Source organism: Ignavibacteriota bacterium (genome assembly GCA_016716225.1).
In the GTDB taxonomy this organism is placed as follows: domain Bacteria; phylum Bacteroidota; class Ignavibacteria; order Ignavibacteriales; family Melioribacteraceae.
On record JADJWT010000001.1, the window covers coordinates 3,064,919 to 3,085,633 of the forward strand.

At 30.4% G+C, this 20,715-nt stretch carries 14 protein-coding genes; 12 read left to right on the top strand and 2 right to left on the bottom strand.

From position 1 onward, the window contains the following. Positions 1 to 4: 4 nt before the first annotated feature. Together IPM32_13345 and IPM32_13350 are read right to left on the bottom strand one after the other, a co-directional pair. Complete coding sequence (locus IPM32_13345) at positions 5 to 1,345, bottom strand: Gfo/Idh/MocA family oxidoreductase (GenBank protein ID MBK8946236.1); 1,341 nt, start codon at positions 1,343 to 1,345, stop codon at positions 5 to 7. Positions 1,346 to 1,387: 42 nt separating this feature from the next. Next, positions 1,388 to 2,710 (bottom strand): Gfo/Idh/MocA family oxidoreductase, encoded by a 1,323-nt coding sequence (locus IPM32_13350; protein MBK8946237.1) that lies wholly within the window; start codon positions 2,708 to 2,710, stop codon positions 1,388 to 1,390. 260 nt (positions 2,711 to 2,970) lie between these two features. Here IPM32_13350 and IPM32_13355 point away from each other — a divergent pair, with 260 nt between their 5' ends. The 12 genes from IPM32_13355 to IPM32_13410 all read left to right on the top strand — a co-directional run bounded on the left by IPM32_13355 (position 2,971) and on the right by IPM32_13410 (position 20,710). Further along, a complete protein-coding gene (locus IPM32_13355) occupies positions 2,971 to 4,155 on the top strand; it encodes an MFS transporter (GenBank protein MBK8946238.1) in 1,185 nt (394 codons plus the stop codon). A 26-nt stretch (positions 4,156 to 4,181) separates the two neighbouring features. Next, positions 4,182 to 5,432, top strand: coding sequence for a Gfo/Idh/MocA family oxidoreductase (locus IPM32_13360; protein MBK8946239.1), 1,251 nt, complete (start codon positions 4,182 to 4,184; stop codon positions 5,430 to 5,432). A 12-nt stretch (positions 5,433 to 5,444) separates the two neighbouring features. Then, the gene (locus IPM32_13365) at positions 5,445 to 6,896 is read left to right on the top strand and encodes a DUF1080 domain-containing protein (GenBank protein ID MBK8946240.1); all 1,452 of its coding nucleotides are present in this window, start codon (positions 5,445 to 5,447) and stop codon (positions 6,894 to 6,896) included. Positions 6,897 to 7,162: 266 nt separating this feature from the next. Beyond that, complete coding sequence (locus IPM32_13370) at positions 7,163 to 7,978, top strand: aldolase (protein ID MBK8946241.1); 816 nt, start codon at positions 7,163 to 7,165, stop codon at positions 7,976 to 7,978. Positions 7,979 to 7,985: 7 nt separating this feature from the next. Continuing rightward, positions 7,986 to 10,190 (top strand): hypothetical protein, encoded by a 2,205-nt coding sequence (locus tag IPM32_13375; GenBank protein ID MBK8946242.1) that lies wholly within the window; start codon positions 7,986 to 7,988, stop codon positions 10,188 to 10,190. 24 nt (positions 10,191 to 10,214) lie between these two features. Beyond that, the gene (locus tag IPM32_13380) at positions 10,215 to 11,369 is read left to right on the top strand and encodes an acetylxylan esterase (protein MBK8946243.1); all 1,155 of its coding nucleotides are present in this window, start codon (positions 10,215 to 10,217) and stop codon (positions 11,367 to 11,369) included. A gap of 33 nt (positions 11,370 to 11,402) precedes the next feature. Next, the gene (locus IPM32_13385) at positions 11,403 to 12,401 is read left to right on the top strand and encodes a Gfo/Idh/MocA family oxidoreductase (protein MBK8946244.1); all 999 of its coding nucleotides are present in this window, start codon (positions 11,403 to 11,405) and stop codon (positions 12,399 to 12,401) included. Between the two features lie 9 nt (positions 12,402 to 12,410). Then, on the top strand, positions 12,411 to 14,618 hold the full coding sequence (locus IPM32_13390) for a regulator (GenBank protein ID MBK8946245.1): 2,208 nt from the start codon (positions 12,411 to 12,413) through the stop codon (positions 14,616 to 14,618). Between the two features lie 25 nt (positions 14,619 to 14,643). Beyond that, positions 14,644 to 15,798 carry a DUF2961 domain-containing protein gene (locus IPM32_13395; GenBank protein ID MBK8946246.1) on the top strand — a complete coding sequence of 385 codons (1,155 nt, stop codon included), beginning with the start codon at positions 14,644 to 14,646 and terminating at the stop codon, positions 15,796 to 15,798. 7 nt (positions 15,799 to 15,805) lie between these two features. Further along, on the top strand, positions 15,806 to 16,537 hold the full coding sequence (locus tag IPM32_13400; protein ID MBK8946247.1) for a DUF1080 domain-containing protein: 732 nt from the start codon (positions 15,806 to 15,808) through the stop codon (positions 16,535 to 16,537). An 11-nt stretch (positions 16,538 to 16,548) separates the two neighbouring features. Beyond that, positions 16,549 to 17,172: a DUF1080 domain-containing protein gene (locus IPM32_13405; GenBank protein MBK8946248.1), complete on the top strand. Its 624-nt coding sequence runs from the start codon at positions 16,549 to 16,551 to the stop codon at positions 17,170 to 17,172. Between the two features lie 82 nt (positions 17,173 to 17,254). Continuing rightward, the gene (locus IPM32_13410; protein MBK8946249.1) at positions 17,255 to 20,710 is read left to right on the top strand and encodes a family 78 glycoside hydrolase catalytic domain; all 3,456 of its coding nucleotides are present in this window, start codon (positions 17,255 to 17,257) and stop codon (positions 20,708 to 20,710) included. The last annotated feature ends 5 nt before the right edge of the window (positions 20,711 to 20,715 follow it).

Here is a 20,715-nt window from a genome sequence, read left to right on the forward strand (position 1 = left end):
TAATCTAGATTTTAAATTCGGATGGATTAAAATTAATTTCTCTTTTTGCTTGAATTGCATCATTAACTTTTAAAACCGCAACTGCTGTTTCATAACCAACTTCTACGGGACAGTTTAAAGTATCTTTACCACGAATTGTATTGAAGAAATTTTCTAAATGCGGTTTATGATACGGATCATTAAATTGAATAGGCAATGAATATTTTGGAGGAGCTGCTGTTTCTCGAACATCTAAAATTGCTGCTGTATTTTCTTTTTTTGGTTCTTCTTTTGGTGCATCAAGAAATCTTTTTGTAACCCATTGATCCCAAAGCGGCGCGTTAGCTTCTTTGTATACACCAACTCTTCCGGCTGATTCAGAAATTGTTAATGCTCCTTGATCACCCATAAAAGTTTCAAAATATCCTTGATTACTATTTGTTGTAATTGTTTGATAAAATGCACGTACAATACCACTTGGAGTATTATATTTAAATGTTGCTAAAACTGTATCATACCATTCGTGAGTACTCTTTTCATAATAATCGGTTCCACCGCTTGCCATAACAGAAGTTGGTGGAACACCAATAAACCAAGTATAAATATCAATTTGATGAGAACCTAAATCAACAATTGGACCACCGCCTAATTTTTTATACCATCTCCAATTTCTATGTTCTTGCATATTTTTATAACCATATTTGCTTAAAATATGTTGAGGGATAGGAAATTTTTGAGGCCAGCCATTGTCCGGCTGTACAGATCTGTTCCATTGACCATTAACGGTTGTGATTTTTCCTAACAGCTTTGCATCTTTTATTAGATTATTATATGAATGCAAATAATATGGATTGCTTCTTCGCTGATGCCCAACTTGAACAATTTTCCCGGTTCTTTTTTGCGCATGAACAATTTGACGCGCACCTTCCAAAGTATTAGCCATTTCCTTTTCTAAATATACATGGAGTCCAGCTTCCATTGAATCTATTGCATGACGTGCATGCCAAAAATCCGGTGTTGCAACAATCACTGAATCCAAATTTTTTTCTTTGGCAAGCATTTCCCTATAATCAATATACGGATTTGCTTCGTGGCCAAATTTTTTAAGTAATCTTGTTGCACGAGTTAAATGATAATTTTCCCAAATATCACAAACTGCTTTAAATCTAACATTTGGAATTTTTAAACAAGCATCCATCAAAACTTGTCCTTCAGCACCAGCACCAATTAACCCAACATTTATATCATTTGTTAATGATTTTTGTGCAGAAGTTTTTATATATGGCGAAACGAATAATCCAATACCAACGGCTGCTGAAGTTTTTAGAAAATCTCTGCGAGAAAATCCAGAATTTTTTTGATCCATAATTTCTATCTTAAATTGTTTTGAAAAATAATATTTGATAATTTACATTTCCCAACCGCTTGGATATTTTTTGGTCAATAATTCATTAGCTTCATCCATATTTTTAAATTGACCATTTTTACCATCATATTCTAAAATTGTATTTTTTTCTTTAAGCTTAATGGCAATATTTCCGAGCAACATTGTTTCAGTTAATTTAGAACTGTACTCAAAATCTGTTGAGCTTTTGGTGCCGTTTTTAATTGCCTCAAACCATTCTTCATAAATACCGGGTGATCTTGGTAAAGTTTTTGGGGGAATTTTAAAATCTTTCATTTCTGTTTCTGGAATTAATCTTGGGCTATCACCATATGCATCATGCATTAAAATTCCATCTGAACCGTAATAAATGCAAGAACCAATTTTTCTGCCAGGTTCTAATTCTGCTGGTCTTGGCGGTAACAATCCGCCATCATACCAAACAATTTTAACCGGAGCTCTTCCATCTTTTTCCGGGAAAGTCCATGTTACAATTGATGAAACCGGAAAAGTTTCTTCATTAAATTCTGAAGAAGTAGCTTGAATAGTATCTGGAAAATCTAAATCTAACGCCCAAAATGGTTGATCTAAAATATGTGCACCCATATCACCAAGAGCGCCGGTTCCAAAATCCCACCATCCGCGCCAATTGAAAGGATGATATGCTGGATGGTATTCTCTGTAAGGTGCAGGTCCCAACCATAAATTCCAATCCAAGTAATTTGGTAATGATGGTATTTCTTCCGGTTTTTTAATTCCTTGTGGCCAAATTGGTCTGTTTGTCCATGTATGAACTTCATGAACATCACCAATTGCACCAGCCGCAATCCATTCATTTATAAGTCTTGCACCATCTCCAGCATGTCCTTGGTTTCCCATTTGACTAACCACATTATATTTTTTTGCAGCTTCTGCAAGTTTTCTTGCTTCATAAACTGTATGTGTTAATGGTTTTTGAACGTATACATGCTTTCCTAATTGCATTGCAGTATAAGCTATTATTGCATGAGTATGATCTGGGGTACTAATTGTTAATGCATCAATATTTTTTTCTTTTTCAAGTAGTACTCTAAAATCTTTGTAGAATCTTGCATTGGGGTATTTAAGTCTTGTTTTTGAACCATTTATTTCATCTACATCACAAAGAGCAACAACATTTTGACTTTCCATTGCTTCAGCATCAGATTCACCTTTTCCGCCAATTCCAATACAAGCAATGTTTATTTTATCACTTGGTGCTATATAACCTTTACCCAATACATGTCTTGGAATAATTGTAAAAGCTGCTGTTGCCATTGCAGTTCTGCCAATAAAACTTCTGCGTGAAATTCCATTTTCGTTTTTCATTTTTACTCCTAATTAGAAGGAATTAGTATTTATTAGAAATTTTGAAATAATCAATTTTATCAACATTTGAAAATATAAAAAATGTTTGAAATTTGTTTGTGGAATATTTAAAAAATTAGTTTATTTTAAGAACAATCGTTTTACTTGCAATATAATATTTTTTCAAGTGTAGCTCAACTTTTAAGAATTATTTTTATTGGTTTGCAAAATAAATTATTTTAAAAGCACATATTTATTTTTTTCAATTTCCGGGGTAAATTATGAGTGTTAAAATTCGTTTAGGAATTATGATGTTTCTCCAATATGTTATTTGGGGAGCTTGGTATGTAACTGTTGGAAATTATATGGGTGCAATTGGAATGACATCCGTAATTCATTGGGCTTATACGGTTAGTCCAATTTCATCAATAATTTCTCCTTTCTTTTTGGGAATGGTTGCCGATAGATTTTTTGCAACTGAAAGAGTTTTAGGTGTATTACATATTATTGGGGGTATTGCTATTTTGTTAACGCCAATAGCTGCCGCTACTTCTCCAACATTGTTTATTTTGCTACTTTTAATTCACATGTTAGCATACATGCCTACAGTAGGATTAACAAATACGCTTGCCTTTGCAAATCTTACCAATCAAGAAAAAGAATTTCCAGTAATCAGAGTATTTGGAACAATAGGATGGATTGTTGCCGGTATATTTGTTAGTAAAGTATTAGGTGCAGATGAAACTTCTCTTCCATTAACAATTGCCGGAATTGTAAGTTTATTTATGGGGTTTTTTAGTTTCACACTTCCTCATACTCCACCACCTGCAAAAGGTGAAAAAACATCTTTCAGAAAAATTATTGGTATAGATGCTATAAAAAAGTTAAACACAAAATCCTTTATGATTTTTATTATAAGTTCATTTTTAATTAGTATTCCTCTTGCAGTATATTATGCTTATGCACCGGTTTACTTAAATGAAACCGGAATTCAAAATCCCGCATTTGTAATGTCATTTGGACAAATGTCCGAGGTTTTATTTATTTTAATTATGCCAATGTTGTTCCCAATTTTAGGTGTAAAAAAAATGTTGTTAACTGGAATGGGAGCTTGGGCACTAAGATATTTGTTATTTGCGTTAGGTGCTGATGACTCAATTGCATGGATGATTATTACTGGCGTCATTCTTCATGGGATTTGTTACGATTTCTTTTTTGTTGCTGGATTTATTTATGTAGATAAAACTGCACCTTCTGATATTAGAAATCAAGCACAAGGTTTTATAATTCTTGCAACTTATGGATTGGGAATGTTAATCGGTTCACAAATAGCCGGTTTGCTATTTAATAACTTAATTACTGGAAATAGTCTAATTGAATGGCAGAATTTTTGGTTTATCCCAGCAATTTTTGCAACATTAGTTATGATATTTTTCGGAATAATGTTCAAAGAAAATAAATCGTAAAAATTAAAAATATTTAAGGAAAACATATGGGGAAAAAAAGATTAGGAGTTGGTTTAATCGGTACCGGATTTATTGGAAAATTTCATATTAGATCATGGGTTTCTGTTAGAGACGGAGATATAAACGGAATTTTTGACAAAAATATTAAATCTGCAAATGAAGCTGCTGCTTTGGTTAAACAATTAAATGTTGGGGATCCTAAAGTACATAACTCAATAGCAGATTTAGTTGCTGATCCGAATATTGATGCAATCTGGATTTTAACTCCAAATTTTACTCGACTTGAAGTGATGGAAGAAATTGTTAATGCAGTTGAATCCGGGAAAGGTGAATTAATTGGAATAGCTTGTGAAAAACCACTCGGGAGAAATGTTTATGAAGCAAAAAAAATGCTTGAACTTGCACAACGAGCTAAATTATTAGATGGATATTTAGAAGATCAAATTTTTGCACCCACTTCAATTAGAGGAAAACAATTATTGTGGTCAAGAGGAGCAAATGCCGGAAGACCATATTTAGCAAGAGCTGCAGAAGAGCATAGCGGTCCGCACATGCCGTGGTTTTGGGAAGGCTCACTTCAAGGCGGTGGAGTTTTAAATGATATGATGTGTCATTCAGTAGAAGTTGCGAGGTATTTACTAACTGAACCAGGTAAACCACGCGAAAGTTTAACTCCAGTAAAGGTTACAGCACATACAGAATGTTTGAAATGGCAAATTCCAAAATATTCTGAAATATTATCAAATAATAGTAACGGAAAAGTTGATTATCAAAATCGTCCATCTGAAGATTATGCACGTTCCGTTATTGAATATAAAGATGAAAATGATAAGAAAATTATTGTTGAAACTACAACTTCTTGGTGTTTTGTCGGCGCTGGTTTAAGATTAAGTATGGAAGTACTTGGTCCAGAATATTCACTTTCTATAAACTCCCTTGATACAGATATGAAAATATTTTTGAGCAGAGATATTCAAGGAAAACAAGGTGAAGATTTGGTTGAAAAACAGAATGCCGAAGTTGGTTTAATGCCAATTGTAAGTAATGAAGAAAATGCTTATGGATATGATAATGAAAATCGTCACATGGTTCAGTCTTTCTTAAATGGTAAAAGACCGGAAGAAAATTTTAGTGATGGCGTTAATGTAACTGAATTACTTATGACTGCTTACAAAAGTGCAGAAGAAGAAAAAACAATTAAATTTCCACCTGATGATTTAGAAACTTTTATTCCAAAAGTTGCAAAAGGTGAATGGAATCCAAAATTAAAAAAATAGAATGGAGAATTTATGAAACTATTAAAGTATTTAACATTTTTGCTAATTATTTTTTCCTTTACAAATGTTTTTCCGCAGAAAAAATTAACTGATGTGAGTAAAGAAATTATGAATACAAATTATTCTGAAGTAAAAATAAAAGAGATTCCAGCTGCAATGCAATGTTGGACTTTTAGAAAACTTTCATTTATGGAAACATTAGAAAAAGTAAATAATCTTGGAATAAAATATTTAGAAGCATTTCCCGGACAAAAATTTTTACCAGATAATGAGGAAAAAACTTTTGGACCCGGAATGAGCGAAGATGATATGAAATTAGCAAAGGAAAAACTTACTGAATATGGAATTACACTTCGTGCATTTGGTGTTACAAATTTTGAAAACAATGAATCAGAAGCAAGAAAGACATTTGACTTTGCAAAAAAAATGGGAATTCAAGTTATCATGCTTGAACCAAATTATGATGATTATTCCGTAATTGATAAAATGGTTAAAGAGTATAATATAAAAGTTGGAATTCATAATCATCCTCAACCATCAAAATATTGGAATCCGGAAACTGTTCTAAAAAATATATCTAAAGTTGATTCAAGAATTGGCATTTGCGGAGATACTGGTCATTGGTTAAGAAGTGGTGTAAATCCACTTGAAGCTTTAAGATTATTAAAAGGTAGAATTCATAATATTCATCTTAAAGATTTGGATAAATCTGGGGTTAAAGAAGCTGAAGATGTTCCATTTGGTTCCGGCAAAGTAAATATTCATGATATTTTAGCTGAATTAACTTTGCAAAATTATAAAGGAACTTTTTCTGTTGAACACGAAAGAGAAGATGAGCAACCGGATCCAAGCTCATCAATAAAAAAAGGTTTGGATTATGTTAATAGCATTACTTATTACAAAGGTTTTACTGAAGTTTTAGGTTCATTTGATAATGGTAAATTTCATAAACACGGTTGGAATCATTACGGTCCCGGTTATTTTGAGTTAGATGAAAATACTGGTGTGTTGACTTCAAGCGGTGGAATGGGATTGTTTTGGTACAGCGTTAAAAAGTTTGATAATTTTATTCTTGATTTAGAATATAAATGTTTAGCCCCACAAACTAACTCCGGTGTTTTTGTGAGAGTTCCGGAAATACTGACTAGTGATGATTACATTTATCATTCGTTTGAAATTCAAATTGATGACGATGCAGATCCATCTCATAAAACCGGATCAGTTTACGATGCTGAACCTGCGAAAGTAGATGCAACTAAAAAGACAGGAGAATGGAATCATTACAGAATTACATTTAATGGTGATAATATAAAAGTAGAATTAAATGGAAAACTTGTAAATGATTGGAATGCAGAACCACGTGGAAAAATAAAAGATTTTGCTTCAAGTGGATATTTTGGATTACAAAATCATGATAGCAATGCAAAAGTTTGTTTCAGAAATATTTTTGTAAAAGAATTATAAATATTACATTTCAGAAAAGATCCAATTTAATTTTAAGTTGGATCTTTTTTCAATTTCTCAATATCTCTCAGTTCATTTTCTGTTAAAAATTAAGTATAAAAAAATAATTTTCTATTGTCTAATTAATCTTGTAAAAGCCGATATTAATTTCTAATTTAAGTTAGGAAATCGATTGACTAATCTAAAAATGCAATATTGAATTCTTTGATAATTTCTTAGAAATCGATTATTCACTATTTGAAATTCAAAATTTATTGACACAAATTATGGATGAAAGTAAAATTGTTGAAAAGTTAAAATCCGGTTCAAGAATTTATGGTACTTCAATAGTCGCTACTTCATCACTTTGGCCAGAACTTATAAAAAATGCAAATTTAGATTTTATATTTATTGATACCGAACATATTCCTCACGGAAGAGAAACGGTTTCAAATTTGTGTAAAATTTATTCTGCACTCAACATTCTCCCTATTGTTAGAATTTCTTCACCTGATCCTTATTCAGCTTGTATGACTTTGGATGGCGGTGCAAGTGCAGTTTTGGCTCCGTATATTGAATCAGAAGATCAAGTGAAAAAATTAGTTGGTGCAGTAAAATTTAGACCTCTTAAAGGTGAATTGTTAAATGCCATTTTAAATAATCAAGAATCAATATCTCCCAAACTTGATGCATATATAAAAAATAGGTGTAGAAACAATTTACTTTTTCTAAATATCGAAAGTGTTCCAGCAATTAATAATCTTGAAACGATTTTAAGTGTTAATGGAATTGACGGAATTATTATTGGTCCGCATGATCTTTCATGTAGTTTGGAAATCCCCGAAGAGTATGATAATTCCTTATTTGAACAAAATGTTAAAACTATAATTCACAAGTGCAGAAATAGAAATATATCCGTTGGAATTCATCTTTCCGAAGAACCGGAATATCAGATAAAATGGGCAAAAGAAGGAGCAAATATTATTTTGCATAGTTCTGATATGACGATGTTTTATCGTAAACTTAAATCGGATTTTTATAAAATCAAAACTGAATTAAACGAATATCCAAATCACATAAATGATAATTCTATAATAATTTAAGGACATTATGAAAATTATTTTTTGCGTTTTAATAAGTTCAATACTTTCATTTTCACAAATAAAAAATTCTGACATTTTTAAGCAAGAAGTTGCAACAATTTACGCTCCCAAAGAAGGTTTACCTGAAGAGGATTTTATAAAAATAGTTATTAATGAAAATAAAAATATTTCTGCATTTTCAAATAATGACGAATTTATATTTGATGGAAAAGTTTGGAGTCAGTCGAAAAATAAATCGAAATTAATTGATACAGATGCAACAAAAAAAATACAAAATTTTAATGAACCAATATTTGCACAAGTAAAATTTAATAGCAGAGAATTTGTTGGTACAAAAAATGGATTATTTGTAAAACCGAATTTAGATTCTGAGTGGAAAGAAATATTTCCGAATGATGAAAAGTACAGTTGGAAATTAACAAATGTAAAAGTATTAATTGTTGATTCGAAAAACAGACTATGGTTTGGATCAAACGAAGGTGTGGGATTTTTAGAAAATAATAAATGGAAATTATTTACCGGAAAAGAAGGTTTGCCATATAAAAATTTTACATGTATTTCAAAAACGAATAACGGTGAAATTTGGTTTGGAACAGATAAAGGTGCTTTTAGGACAGATGGTGAAAAGTTTTTTTATCGATTTAGCAGAAGATGGCTAGCTGATGATTTTGTAAATGATATTGCAGTTCAAAATGATAGCATAATTTGGTTTGCAACAAGAAAAGGTGTAAGCAAAATTGAGTTGAAAGATTTTTCTTATGAAAATAAAGCTGATTATTTTACTGCTCAAGTTGAGGAAAGACATAATAGAATGGGATTTATTGCCCAGAACAAACTTGAAAATAGATTCGATAAAACAACTTGGAAACATGATATTTCAGATAATGATGGAATGTATACTGCAATGTACGGAGCTGCACAAGCTTTCAAATACGCTGTTACAAAAAATCCAGAAGCAAAGAAATTAGCAAAAAGAAGTTTTGAAGCTTGTAAATGGTTAGTTGAAATAACACACGAAGAAGGTTTTCCAGCAAGAGTAATTATTCCAATTGATTGGTATGAACCAGTCAACGAACAATATAGTCATGAATATAATTTAAAAAAACAGCAAGAAGATCCATTCTGGAAAGACATTATTCCAAGATTTCCTAAAAGTAAGGATGGAAAATATTTATGGAAATGTGATACAAGTTCGGATGAACTAACTGGTCATTATTTTTTCTATGCAATTTATTATGATCTTGTAGCAGAAACTGATGAAGAAAAAAATCAAGTTAAGAAAGTTGTTGCGGCAATTACGGATCATATAATTCGTCATGGATTTAAACTTGTTGATCACGATGGAAAACCAACAAGATGGGGAAATTTTTCTCCGGAATATTTTAATTCAATTTGGGGTTGGGATCAACGCGGACTAAACTCGATGATTATGCTTTCTTTTCTAAATGTTGCAAATCATGTTACTGGAGATGGAAAATATCTTAAAACTGCAAAAATGTTGTGTGATAAACATTATTATCATATAAATGCAATGCAATCTAAAATGTTCTTTCCGCCGGAAGATGTTGTGCCTTGGGATAATAATCTCTGTTTGATGAGCATGTACGGATTACTGAATTATGAAAAAGATCCCGAATTAATTTTAATGTATAGAGAAAGTTTTGAAAATTCTTGGCTTCATATTAGTAAACAAAAAAGTGCATTTTGGAATACACTATACTATGCAATGGCCAAAAAGTTTAATGATTTAGTTGATACAAAAATTTATGAAACTGGTAAAATATTTTCGGAAGCTGGACAATATTCTAAATATACAGCTGAAAAATTTTACATGAATGAGTTTTCTTCAAATGATATTATGGAAACATTACAAAGACTTCCGCTTGATTTAATTGGTTACCAAATGGATAATAGACATAGACTAGACATTCAATTTGATTTAACACCAGGACAAATTGTGAATGAAGGATGGCGGCCAATCGATCCTATAAGAAGTGAAAATGTTTTTGAATACGCAAAAGTACATGACTTAAAAGTTGGTTGGAGTGTAGTTGATGGCAAAGCTTTACCAATTGATGAAAGATGTCATGTTAGATTAGATCGTGATGGATTTGTAATTGATTCAAATGAAGGAAATGGTTTTACAGAAAATGAAGGAACAATTTACCTTCTTCCATATTACATGGCAAGATTTCACAAACTTATAAATTAGAAAATTAATTAACTAGGTTCCCAAATGAAAAGTAAAATTTGGATTCTATATTTTTTATTTATCGCAATAAATTTTGCTCAACAAGAAAATCTTTGTGTTGGTAATTATTGGACGGAAGATGAAGCAAATTTAAAAATGAAAGAATTTTTATCTCAGTGGAATGATTTAAAATCTTGGGAAGAGCGTGCTGATAAAATTAGAAAAAATATAATCGATGGAATGAAATTAAATCAAATGCCCAAAATTATTGGAAATTTTAATCCAATAATTAGAGATGCAAAAATTATGGATGGTTATATTGTAGAAAATATTGCAATTGAAAGTTTCCCCGGATTTTACATTACTGGAAATTTATATAAACCTCTTAATCCTAAAGAAAAAAATGCAGCAATTCTTTGTCCGCACGGACATACAGAAGAAAAAAGATTTAAAGATGTTGTGCAATATCGCTGTGCAGTATTAGCAAAAATGGGTGCAATCGTTTTTGCATATGATATGATTGGTTATGGTGAATCAACTCAAATAAATCATAAAAATTCTATTGCGTTAGTTATGCAAACATTTAATAGTAAGCGTGTATTAGAATATTTACTTTCCAGAAATGATGTTGATTCAAATAGAATTGGAATGACCGGAGAATCTGGCGGAGGGACTCAGACTTTTATCTTAACAGCAATCGATAAAAGAATAAAAGTAAGTGTTCCGGTTGTGCAAGTTTCAGCACATTTTTTTGGAGGATGTGTTTGTGAAAGTGGAATGCCTATTCATAAGAATGAAAATTTTCAAACCAATAATGTTGAAATCGCTGCACTCACTGCTCCTCGTCCTTTAATGTTAATTTCAGATGGAATGGATTGGACAAGAAATACACCACGGATTGAATATCCTTATATTCAAAAAGTTTACTCGCTTTACAATGCTGAACATAAAGTAGAAAATGTACATTTCCCAGCTGAGAGACATGATTACGGTTATTCTAAAAGAACAGCTGCTTACATTTTTTTAGCTTACCATCTTAAATTGAATGAAAGGGCTGTTGATTTTGATAAAACAATTGATGAAAGTTTTGTTAAAATACTTCCCAGAAAAAGTTTGCAGGTTTTTAATGATGAAAATCAAAGACCTTCTAATGCACTTATTGGCGAAGAAACTATTAAAGAATTTTTGAAATTTGAATAATTATTTTTCAAAAAAACAATTCAAATAATTGTTATGAAAACAAAAATTAATTGGGGTATTCTTGGAACAGCGACAATTGCCATTGATCAAATTATTCCTTCAATTCAAAAAAGTTACAACTCACAATTAGTAGCTATTGCTTCAAGAAATTTTGAAAAAGCAAAAATCGTATCTGAAAAATTTAGTATCCCTAAATACTATGGAAAATATGAAGAATTATTAAGAGATCCCGAAATAGATGCAGTTTATATTCCTTTGCCAAATCATTTGCATGTTGAGTTCGCAATAAAATCTCTTGAAAATGGTAAAAATGTATTAGTCGAAAAACCAATTGGGATGAATAAAAATGAAATAATTAAATTGATTGAAACTTCAAATAAATATCCAAATTTAAAAATTATGGAAGCATTTATGTATAAGTTTCATCCGCAATGGAAAAAATCAAAAGAATTAATAACAAATGGTAAAATTGGAGAACTTAATTATATTCAATCTTCATTTACTTTTTATGATGATAATCCAAACAGCATAGTCAATAAAAAGGAATATGGCGGCGGGAGCCTAATGGATATTGGTTGTTATTCAATCTCACTTAGTAATTATCTTTTTGAAAAAAATCCGAAAACAATATTTGCAGTAAATGAAATTCATCCAAATTGTAAAATTGATATTACAACAAGTGTAATATTGGAGTATCTAAATGGATGCTCTTCTTTTTTTTGTTCAACTCAAATGGAAGAAAATCAAAATGTAAAAATATTCGGAACAAAAGGAATTATAGAATTACCAAAACCTTTTAATCCTTCTAATGATAAAAAATCATTTATTTTATTAACCAAGAATAATGTTATTCAGAAAATTGAATTTGAAATTTGCAATCAATATGAAAAACAAATCAGTGAATTTTCTGAATCAATTATAACCAATAAAAATTTACCAACAACACTTAATGAATCTTTATCAAATATAAATATAATTGAAAAGATTTTTGAAAGTGCAGAAAAAGGTGAGAAAATTTTCATGCAATATTAATAGGATTTTATGAAACACAAAATCTACTTTTTATTTATAATATTTTACCCATATTTTAATTTATCTGCACAAATTAAAGATACTTTGTTCAGGCAAGAATATCATGAAACGTATCCGTTTGAAAATGAAAAATCAGAAAAGGTAAATACAATAATTGTTGATTTAAAAGATAATATTTGGGCTGGCACAGATGATGGTTTATTCACTTTAAATAAATCAAATAAAAAATGGATACAAAAATTATCTGATGATAACAAGGGTCCAATATTCGATTTATATTCAGATAAAGACGGAATGATTTGGATTGCATCTTGGAATGGATTATCCTATGGAGACGAAAATCAAATATATAAAATAGATGAAATAAATTTTCCAACTTCAGCTGTAAATAAAATTCATAATGAAATTGTAGCAATTACTCCGGAAAAAATATGGTATAAAAAAGAATCTGCGTGGGAAAGTGAAGAATTAAATACATCTAAACTTGTTAGAAGTATTATACAAGACAATGATGATGGATTTTATTTAGGTACTGGTAAAGGATTATTTCATAAATCAATAAATGAATCAAAACTTTTTAGAAATGAAAATGAATTAGTAAGTGATAATATTTTTAGTTTAGATTATGATTCGCAAAATAATTTATGGATTGGTGGACTTGGCGGAATTACTGTTTATAAGAATAATGAAAGAATTAAAAGCTATATTCCGAAAGATGGAATTCCAAGTGGCTGGATAAGATGTGTGAAAAAAGCTCCGGATGGAAAAATGTGGATTGGAACAGATTTTGGAATTTCAAGATTTGATGGAAAATCATGGTCGGTAAGAAATAGCAAAAGATGGCTCATTGATGATAATGTGAAAGATATTGCATTCGATCAAAATGGAAATGCTTGGATAGCTACATCAAACGGAGTTAGTGCAATAAAAACTAAAATGATTACTCTCGAAGAAAAAGAAAATTACTACAAAAACATAACAGAAAAGCGACACATAAGAGAACCTTATTTGGTTGAAAAATGCAAACTAAAAACTCCCGGCGATACTACAAACTGGGCACCAAAAGATGACGATAATGACGGACAATATACTAGCATGTATTTGGTGATGGAATCTTTAAGGTATGCAGTAACAAAAAACCCAGATGCAAAATTGAATGCTCAAAAAGCTTTTAATTCTTTGAAATTTTTACAAACAATCACGGAAACAAATGGTTTTTTTGCAAGAACAGTTATTCCTTCTGATTGGAGCGATATGGCAGATCCTAATGAAATTATTGAAGATAGAGAATGGGCGAAGAGACTAATTGAAGATTCAAGACAAAACCGACTTGAACAGCATTGGGTATTATCAGCAGATAAAAAATGGTTATGGAAAAGGGGAACAAGCAGTGATGAAGTTACAGGACATATGTATGGATATTTATTCTATTATGATTTAGTTGCTGATGAAAATGAAAAAAAAATTGTAAGTGAGCATATTATTAAAATTGTAAATTATATAATTAATTGCGGTTATGTTTTTAATGATATAGATGGAAAACATACTGAGTGGGGGGTTTGGGCTCCAGAATATTTAAACGAAAAATTGGATTGGGCGACTGAACGAGGAATAAATTCTCTAGAAATATTATCTTTTCTAAAACTTGCATATCACGTTTCCAGTGATGAATATTATCAGAAAGAATTTTATAAACTTTGGGATGAACATGATTATAAGAATAATATATTAAATGCCAAAACCACATTGCCATCTTGGCGGACATACATTGATGATGAATTACTCGCTTTAACATTTCCAGCTTTATTTTTGTATGAAACTGATTCACAAATTTTAGATTATTTGAAAAAGAGTTTAAACAATTGGTACCAAGCTTTTATAAATGATGATAATCCTTATTTTTATTTTACCTACAATTTTTTAACAAATAATAAATTGAATTTAGACAAATCAATATTTTTGCTTCAAGATAATCCGCTAGATTTAGTTAGATGGAAAATTGATAATTCCAAAAGAGAAGATATTTTTTTAACGAGAACTCCAATTTTAGAGGACATCCAAACTCATAAATTAATTCCCCCAAGTGAAAGAGGAATTATGAGATGGGATAATAATCCTTGGCGAGCAGTACAAGGAGATGGAGGTATGACCGAAAGTGATGGAGTTTATTGGCGACTAGCTTATTGGTTAGGAAGATATATCAAATTGATTATTTAAAATGTAAATTTTATTTGAGGTTATTATGAAGTTAAAAAAATATCTCACAATTCTACTTTTGATTTTTCAAATATCTACATTATTATATGCACAATCTTCAAGTTTAACAAATCTGTATAAATTAAATGATGGAATATCGCGTTCAATTAGTCCGGAAAACTTTACAGGAGAAAAAGGTAAAGGCGGTATGGCAACTCTTGATGAAGGAACAGCAGCAAGAGCCGCAAGAAATTTAGGACAAGGATGGAAAGTAAATCCGTATATACACATTGAGCCTGAAAAAACATTTATACTTGGGGAAATTAATTCCTCTGGAATTATTAATCATATTTGGATGACACCAGTTGGTGATTACAGATTGTTAATTTTAAGATTTTATTGGGATGATGAAACTTCGCCATCCATTGAAGTTCCAGTTGGGGATTTCTTTGCTTCTGGATGGGGAATGATGAATGAACCAATAATTAATTCTATTGCAGTTTGTGTTAATCCAAGAAGCGGTTTTAATTCATATTGGCAAATGCCATTTAAAGATAAATGTAAAATTACTATGGAAAATTTAAGTGATAAAAAAGCAACAATATATTATCAAATAAATTATACTTTGCAAGAAATTGAGAAAAATACACCATATTTTCATTCACAGTTTAGAAGAATAAATCCGTTGCCGTATAAAGAAGTTTTTACAATACTTGATAATGTGAAAGGAAAAGGACAATATGTTGGAACATATTTGGCACATGGCGCAAGAAAAAAAGGCTGGTGGGGGGAGGGTGAAATAAAATTTTATCTTGATGGTGATAAAGAATTTCCAACTATTTGTGGAACTGGTGAAGAAGATTATTTCTGTGGCTCTTATGGATACAATGATCATGATGTAAATGGAAAAACTAAATATACTGAGTTTAGCAGTTTATATACTGGATTTTATCAAACCAAGGATTCAACAATTTCAGATTATGTTGGAGCTTTCGGCCAATATAGATGGCATATTGAAGATCCAATAAAGTTTGAAGAAGATTTAAAAATTACAATTCAGTCTTTAGGTTGGGGATCCGATGGTTATTTACCTTTAGAAGATGATCTGGCATCGGTTGCATATTGGTACCAAATTGAACCGCATGTAAATTTCCCCGCATTACCATCAAAAGATAAATTGATTATTAAAAAAAATAAATGAGTATAAAATGTATAAAAAGATTCTTTTCTTATTAACAATATCATATGGTATAAGTTGCAGTCAATCAGAAATTAATAATCCAATTAACAAAAAAAATATTTTAACGGATGATGAAAAAAATGAAGGATGGATTTTATTATTTGATGGAAAAACTTTAAATGGATGGCATGAATTCGGTAAAAAGAATGTTGAAAAAGGTTGGCTTATAAAAAACGGTGAACTTATTGCATTTAGTGATTCAATCAATCACAGTTCGGATATTATTACTGATAACAGTTTTTCGAATTTCGAATTTGTATGTGAGTGGAAAATATCAATTGGTGGAAATTCTGGAATATTTTATCACATTGTTGAAAATGAAAACTTTACAAGTCCAATTCAAACTGCTCCGGAATATCAATTAATTGATGATATCGGTTTTCGGGAAAAATTAGAAGATTGGCAAAAAACCGGTGCAAATTATGCGCTTCATATTCCAAAGAACAATAAAATTCTAAAAAAAGTTGGTGAATGGAATAAGAGTAAAATTATTGTAAAAGATTCAACTGTTGAACATTATCTTAATAGTGAAAAAATATTAGAATTTAAACAATGGACAAATGAATGGAATCACCTTGTTGAAAATTCTAAGTGGAAAGATTATCCAAATTACGGACTTTCGAAAGAAGGTAAAATTGGATTGCAAAGTCATGGAAACAGCGTATGGTTTCGCAATATTAAAATCAAAAAACTAAATTAATTGGAAATATTATGAAAACATTTTTTGCAAAATCGTTACTAATTCTGATAAGTATTTATATAGTATCTTGCACATGCTGCAAAATTCAAAACACATCTGAAAAAATAAAACTTTTTAATGGTAAAGATCTTTCCGGATGGACAATTCATGGAACAGAAACATGGTATGTTGAAAATGGCGAATTAATTTGTGAAAGTGGACCAGATAAGGAATATGGTTATTTAAGTACAAATGAAAAATTTAAAAATTTTGAATTGACTTTAGAATTTAAGCAAAGTGCAGATGGTAATAGTGGAGTATTTTTCCGCTCAAGTATTGATGGAACAAAAATAAGTGGTTGGCAAGTTGAAGTTGCTCCGCCAAATCATGATACCGGTGGGATATATGAATCATACGGACGCGGTTGGTTGGTGCAAATTCCGGATGAAAAGGAAAATATTCTCAAAATGGGTGAATGGAATAAATTGAAAATTCGTGTTATTGATAATAATGTAAAAACATATTTGAATGAAATAGAAATGATTGATTTTACTGATAATAAAATTGGAGAGGGATTTGGATTTATTGCACTCCAAATTCATAGTGGTGGAGGAATAAAAATTAATTGGCGAAATATTGAAATCATAAAACTATAAGAGTTAATGTGCTTGAGTTATTTCAAAATCAAGTAAGTGGATTTATTTTAGATAAATGAATTTAAAATTATTTGGAACCAAGATGAAAAATATTTTAGTATTATTATTTATAATTTCTGTTAACATCCAAGCGCAATCAGATAATCTTTTACCAAAAAATTTAAGATGCGAGTATAAAGTCAATCCGATTGGAATTGACATTGAACAACCAAGACTTAGCTGGGAATTATTTTCGGAAAAACGAGGAACTAAACAAACCTCATATCAAATATTAGTTTCTAAAGAGCTAACTAAGTTAAATGAAGTTGAAGCTGATATTTGGAATTCCGGAAAAATAATTTCAGATAATTCAATTCAAATAAATTATGAAGGAAAAAAACTTGAAAGCAACCAAAAGTATTTTTGGAAAATAATAGTTTGGGATGAAAATAATAATTCTTGCCAAAGCGAAATTGCATTTTGGTCAACTGGATTAATGAAGGAAAACGAATGGAAAGCAAAATGGATTGGTCTCGATAAAGCTTTTGGAATTGATAATCCAAACACACCTCATAGAATTTTATCAGCACGAATGTTGAGGAAAGAATTTTCAATTAATAAAAAAGTAGAAAAAGCAACAGCATTCATTTCTGGATTAGGTTTATTTGAACTATTCTTAAATGGAAAAAAAGTTGGTAGTGATGTGTTTGTGCCCGCCGCAACTGAATATAATAAAACTTCATTTTATTTGACGTACGATATAACAAAAGATTTGTTGAATGATCAAAATGCCATTGGTGTAATTTTAGGAAATGGAAGATATTTCGCTATGCGAAGTGAAATCCCAACAAATATGCGAACTTATGGATTTCCCAAATTAATTTGTCAAATTGAAATAGAGTTTAATGATGGTACAAAAGAATTAATTGTTTCTGATGAAAGTTGGAAAATAACTACAGAAGAACCAATTAGAAAAAATAATGAGTACGATGGCGAATATTATGATGCAACGATGGAAATTGAAGATTGGGATAAAGCAAATTTTGATGATTCACAATGGATGAGTGTGGAATTGGTTGAAAAACCAGGAGATAAATTAATATCTCAACCAAATGAACCAATAAGAATCATGGATGTTGTAAATCCAATTTCTGTAAAAGAAATTAAACCCGGTATTTTTATTTACGATATGGGACAAAATATGGTTGGCTGGGTTGAACTTTTTGTGAATGGTAAAAAAGGTGATAAAGTTACTTTGAGATTTGCGGAAACGTTAAAAGAAGATGGAAGTTTATTTCTGGATAATATTAGAAGTGCCGAAGTTACAGATACGTATATTCTTAAAGGAATTGGCAATGAAAATTGGGAACCGAAATTTACATATCACGGATTCAGATTTGTTGAAATGATCGGCTATCCAGGAATTCCTAATCTAAATTCAATAAAAGGAAAAGTAATTCATGATTCCTTGGAAATAACCGGAATATTTAATTGCTCAAACGAATTAATAAATAAAATTTACAGAAATGCATTTTGGGGAATTAGAGGAAATTACAGAAGTATGCCTACCGATTGTCCGCAAAGAGATGAACGACATGGATGGCTTGGTGATCGTTCTTCAGAAAGTTTTGGAGAAAGTTATATTTTCAATATTTCTAATCTATACAATAAATGGGAATGCGATATTCAAGATGCACAAAACGAAAAGGGAAGTATACCGGATGTTGCTCCTTCCTATTGGCCATTCTATAATGATAATACAACTTGGGCTGGTACTTATTTATTTATAGCAGATATGCTTTATTCACAATATGGAGATTTGCGTGCAGTACAAACTCACTATCCAAATATGCAGAAATGGATTAAACATATGAATCAATATCTTAAAGATGGAATTATGTATAAAGACACTTATGGCGATTGGTGTGTTCCGCCGGAAGATGTGAAATTAATTCATACAAGTGATCCATTAAGAACAACAAGTTCAGAATTTATAGGAACTGCCTTTTTTAATTATGAATTAAGATTAATGGCAAAATTTGCTAAACTATTAAACAAACCGGATGATGAAAAATTATATTTACAGCAAGCAAAAGAAATTAAATTAGCATTTAACAATAAATTTCTTGATAAAAATTTAATTCAATATGGAAATAATTCTAACACATCAAATATTTTAGCAATTGCATTTGATTTGGTTCCAGAAGAATTCAAATCAAAAATTATTGATAATCTTTTGCAGAAAACTCTTGGCGAAAATGAAGGTCATGTTGGTAATGGAATTATTGGTGGACAATGGCTGATGAGAACTTTAACAAATAACGGACATTCAGATGTGGCATATTTATTGGCTTCACAAACTACTTATCCAAGTTGGGGATATATGGTTAAACAAGGTGCTACAACTATTTGGGAATTGTGGAATGGAGATCATGGTGATCCAGGAATGAATTCGGGTAACCATGTAATGTTGCTTGGTGATTTGATAATCTGGTTTTATGAAAGCTTAGGTGGAATCAAAACTGATCCTTTAAAATCCGGTTTCAAACATTTGATAATGAAACCGCAAGTAATAGGGGATTTAACATTTGTTAATTCAAAGTATAATTCAATTCGTGGTGAAATTATTAGCAATTGGAAATTAAGTGAAAATAATTTTACTTGGGAGGTTAAAATTCCGGCTAATACAACAGCAACAGTTTACGTCCCAACTCTAAATAATGAAATTGTAAAAGAGAGTAATAAAATAGCCGGTAAACAAGAAGGTGTTAAATTTATTGGGTGGGAAGACAATTTCGCAATTTATGAAATTGAATCCGGAAAGTTTTCTTTTTCGTCAAATGGAGTTAAGAAAAAATTTACTAAAAAGTATACGTCAAATGTAAATATTTATCCAAGAGATTCTACAGTGTTTCTTGGAGATAAAATATCTGTCACATTATTTTGCAAAGATAGTAAAGCGGTAATTCATTATACAATTGATGGAAGTACACCTAATTTAGATTCTCCAGTTTATTCGCAACCTTTTGAAATAGTAGAAAACATTGAAATTAAAGCACAAGCATTTAAAGATAATTATCATCCAAGCATGCCGGCAAAAGCTATTTACAATTTTATTGATTCCAATAAAAATGGAATTGAGTGGAAATTATACAAAGGCGAATTTAAGAAAATTCCAAACTTAGATAATATGCAACCCGATGCTTCCGGATTTATTTATCAATTTGGTTTATTAAATATTCTGGACTTACCGAAATATAATTTTGCACTACGTTTAATCTCACATATTAAAATTGAAAATGATGGAGAATATGAATTTCATACTTCATCAAATGATGGAAGCAATTTATATATAAACGATAAATTAGTAGTTGATAATAATGGAGAACATGCTCTTAAGCAAGGAACCGGAACAATATTTTTGCAAAAAGGTTTTCATAAAATTCGCGCAGAGTATTTTCAAACCGGAGGAAGTAAAGCATTACAAGTTATGTACAATTCAAAAGATATTGCCTTTCAACCAATACCAGCCGGTGTTTTATTCAGAAATAGTGAATAGTTAAA

Excerpts from the sequence above, each read along its gene's own strand:
- IPM32_13365 (MBK8946240.1), top strand. The coding sequence starts at position 5,445 with ATGAAACTATTAAAGTATTTAACATTTTTGCTAATTATTTTTTCCTTT.
- IPM32_13360 (MBK8946239.1), top strand. The coding sequence starts at position 4,182 with ATGGGGAAAAAAAGATTAGGAGTTGGTTTAATCGGTACCGGATTTATT.
- IPM32_13380 (MBK8946243.1), top strand. The coding sequence starts at position 10,215 with ATGAAAAGTAAAATTTGGATTCTATATTTTTTATTTATCGCAATAAAT.
- IPM32_13355 (MBK8946238.1), top strand. The coding sequence starts at position 2,971 with ATGAGTGTTAAAATTCGTTTAGGAATTATGATGTTTCTCCAATATGTT.
- IPM32_13395 (MBK8946246.1), top strand. The coding sequence starts at position 14,644 with ATGAAGTTAAAAAAATATCTCACAATTCTACTTTTGATTTTTCAAATA.
- IPM32_13410 (MBK8946249.1), top strand. The coding sequence starts at position 17,255 with ATGAAAAATATTTTAGTATTATTATTTATAATTTCTGTTAACATCCAA.
- IPM32_13370 (MBK8946241.1), top strand. The coding sequence starts at position 7,163 with ATGGATGAAAGTAAAATTGTTGAAAAGTTAAAATCCGGTTCAAGAATT.
- IPM32_13350 (MBK8946237.1), bottom strand. The coding sequence starts at position 2,710 with ATGAAAAACGAAAATGGAATTTCACGCAGAAGTTTTATTGGCAGAACT.
- IPM32_13345 (MBK8946236.1), bottom strand. The coding sequence starts at position 1,345 with ATGGATCAAAAAAATTCTGGATTTTCTCGCAGAGATTTTCTAAAAACT.
- IPM32_13375 (MBK8946242.1), top strand. The coding sequence starts at position 7,986 with ATGAAAATTATTTTTTGCGTTTTAATAAGTTCAATACTTTCATTTTCA.
- IPM32_13390 (MBK8946245.1), top strand. The coding sequence starts at position 12,411 with ATGAAACACAAAATCTACTTTTTATTTATAATATTTTACCCATATTTT.
- IPM32_13385 (MBK8946244.1), top strand. The coding sequence starts at position 11,403 with ATGAAAACAAAAATTAATTGGGGTATTCTTGGAACAGCGACAATTGCC.
- IPM32_13400 (MBK8946247.1), top strand. The coding sequence starts at position 15,806 with ATGTATAAAAAGATTCTTTTCTTATTAACAATATCATATGGTATAAGT.
- IPM32_13405 (MBK8946248.1), top strand. The coding sequence starts at position 16,549 with ATGAAAACATTTTTTGCAAAATCGTTACTAATTCTGATAAGTATTTAT.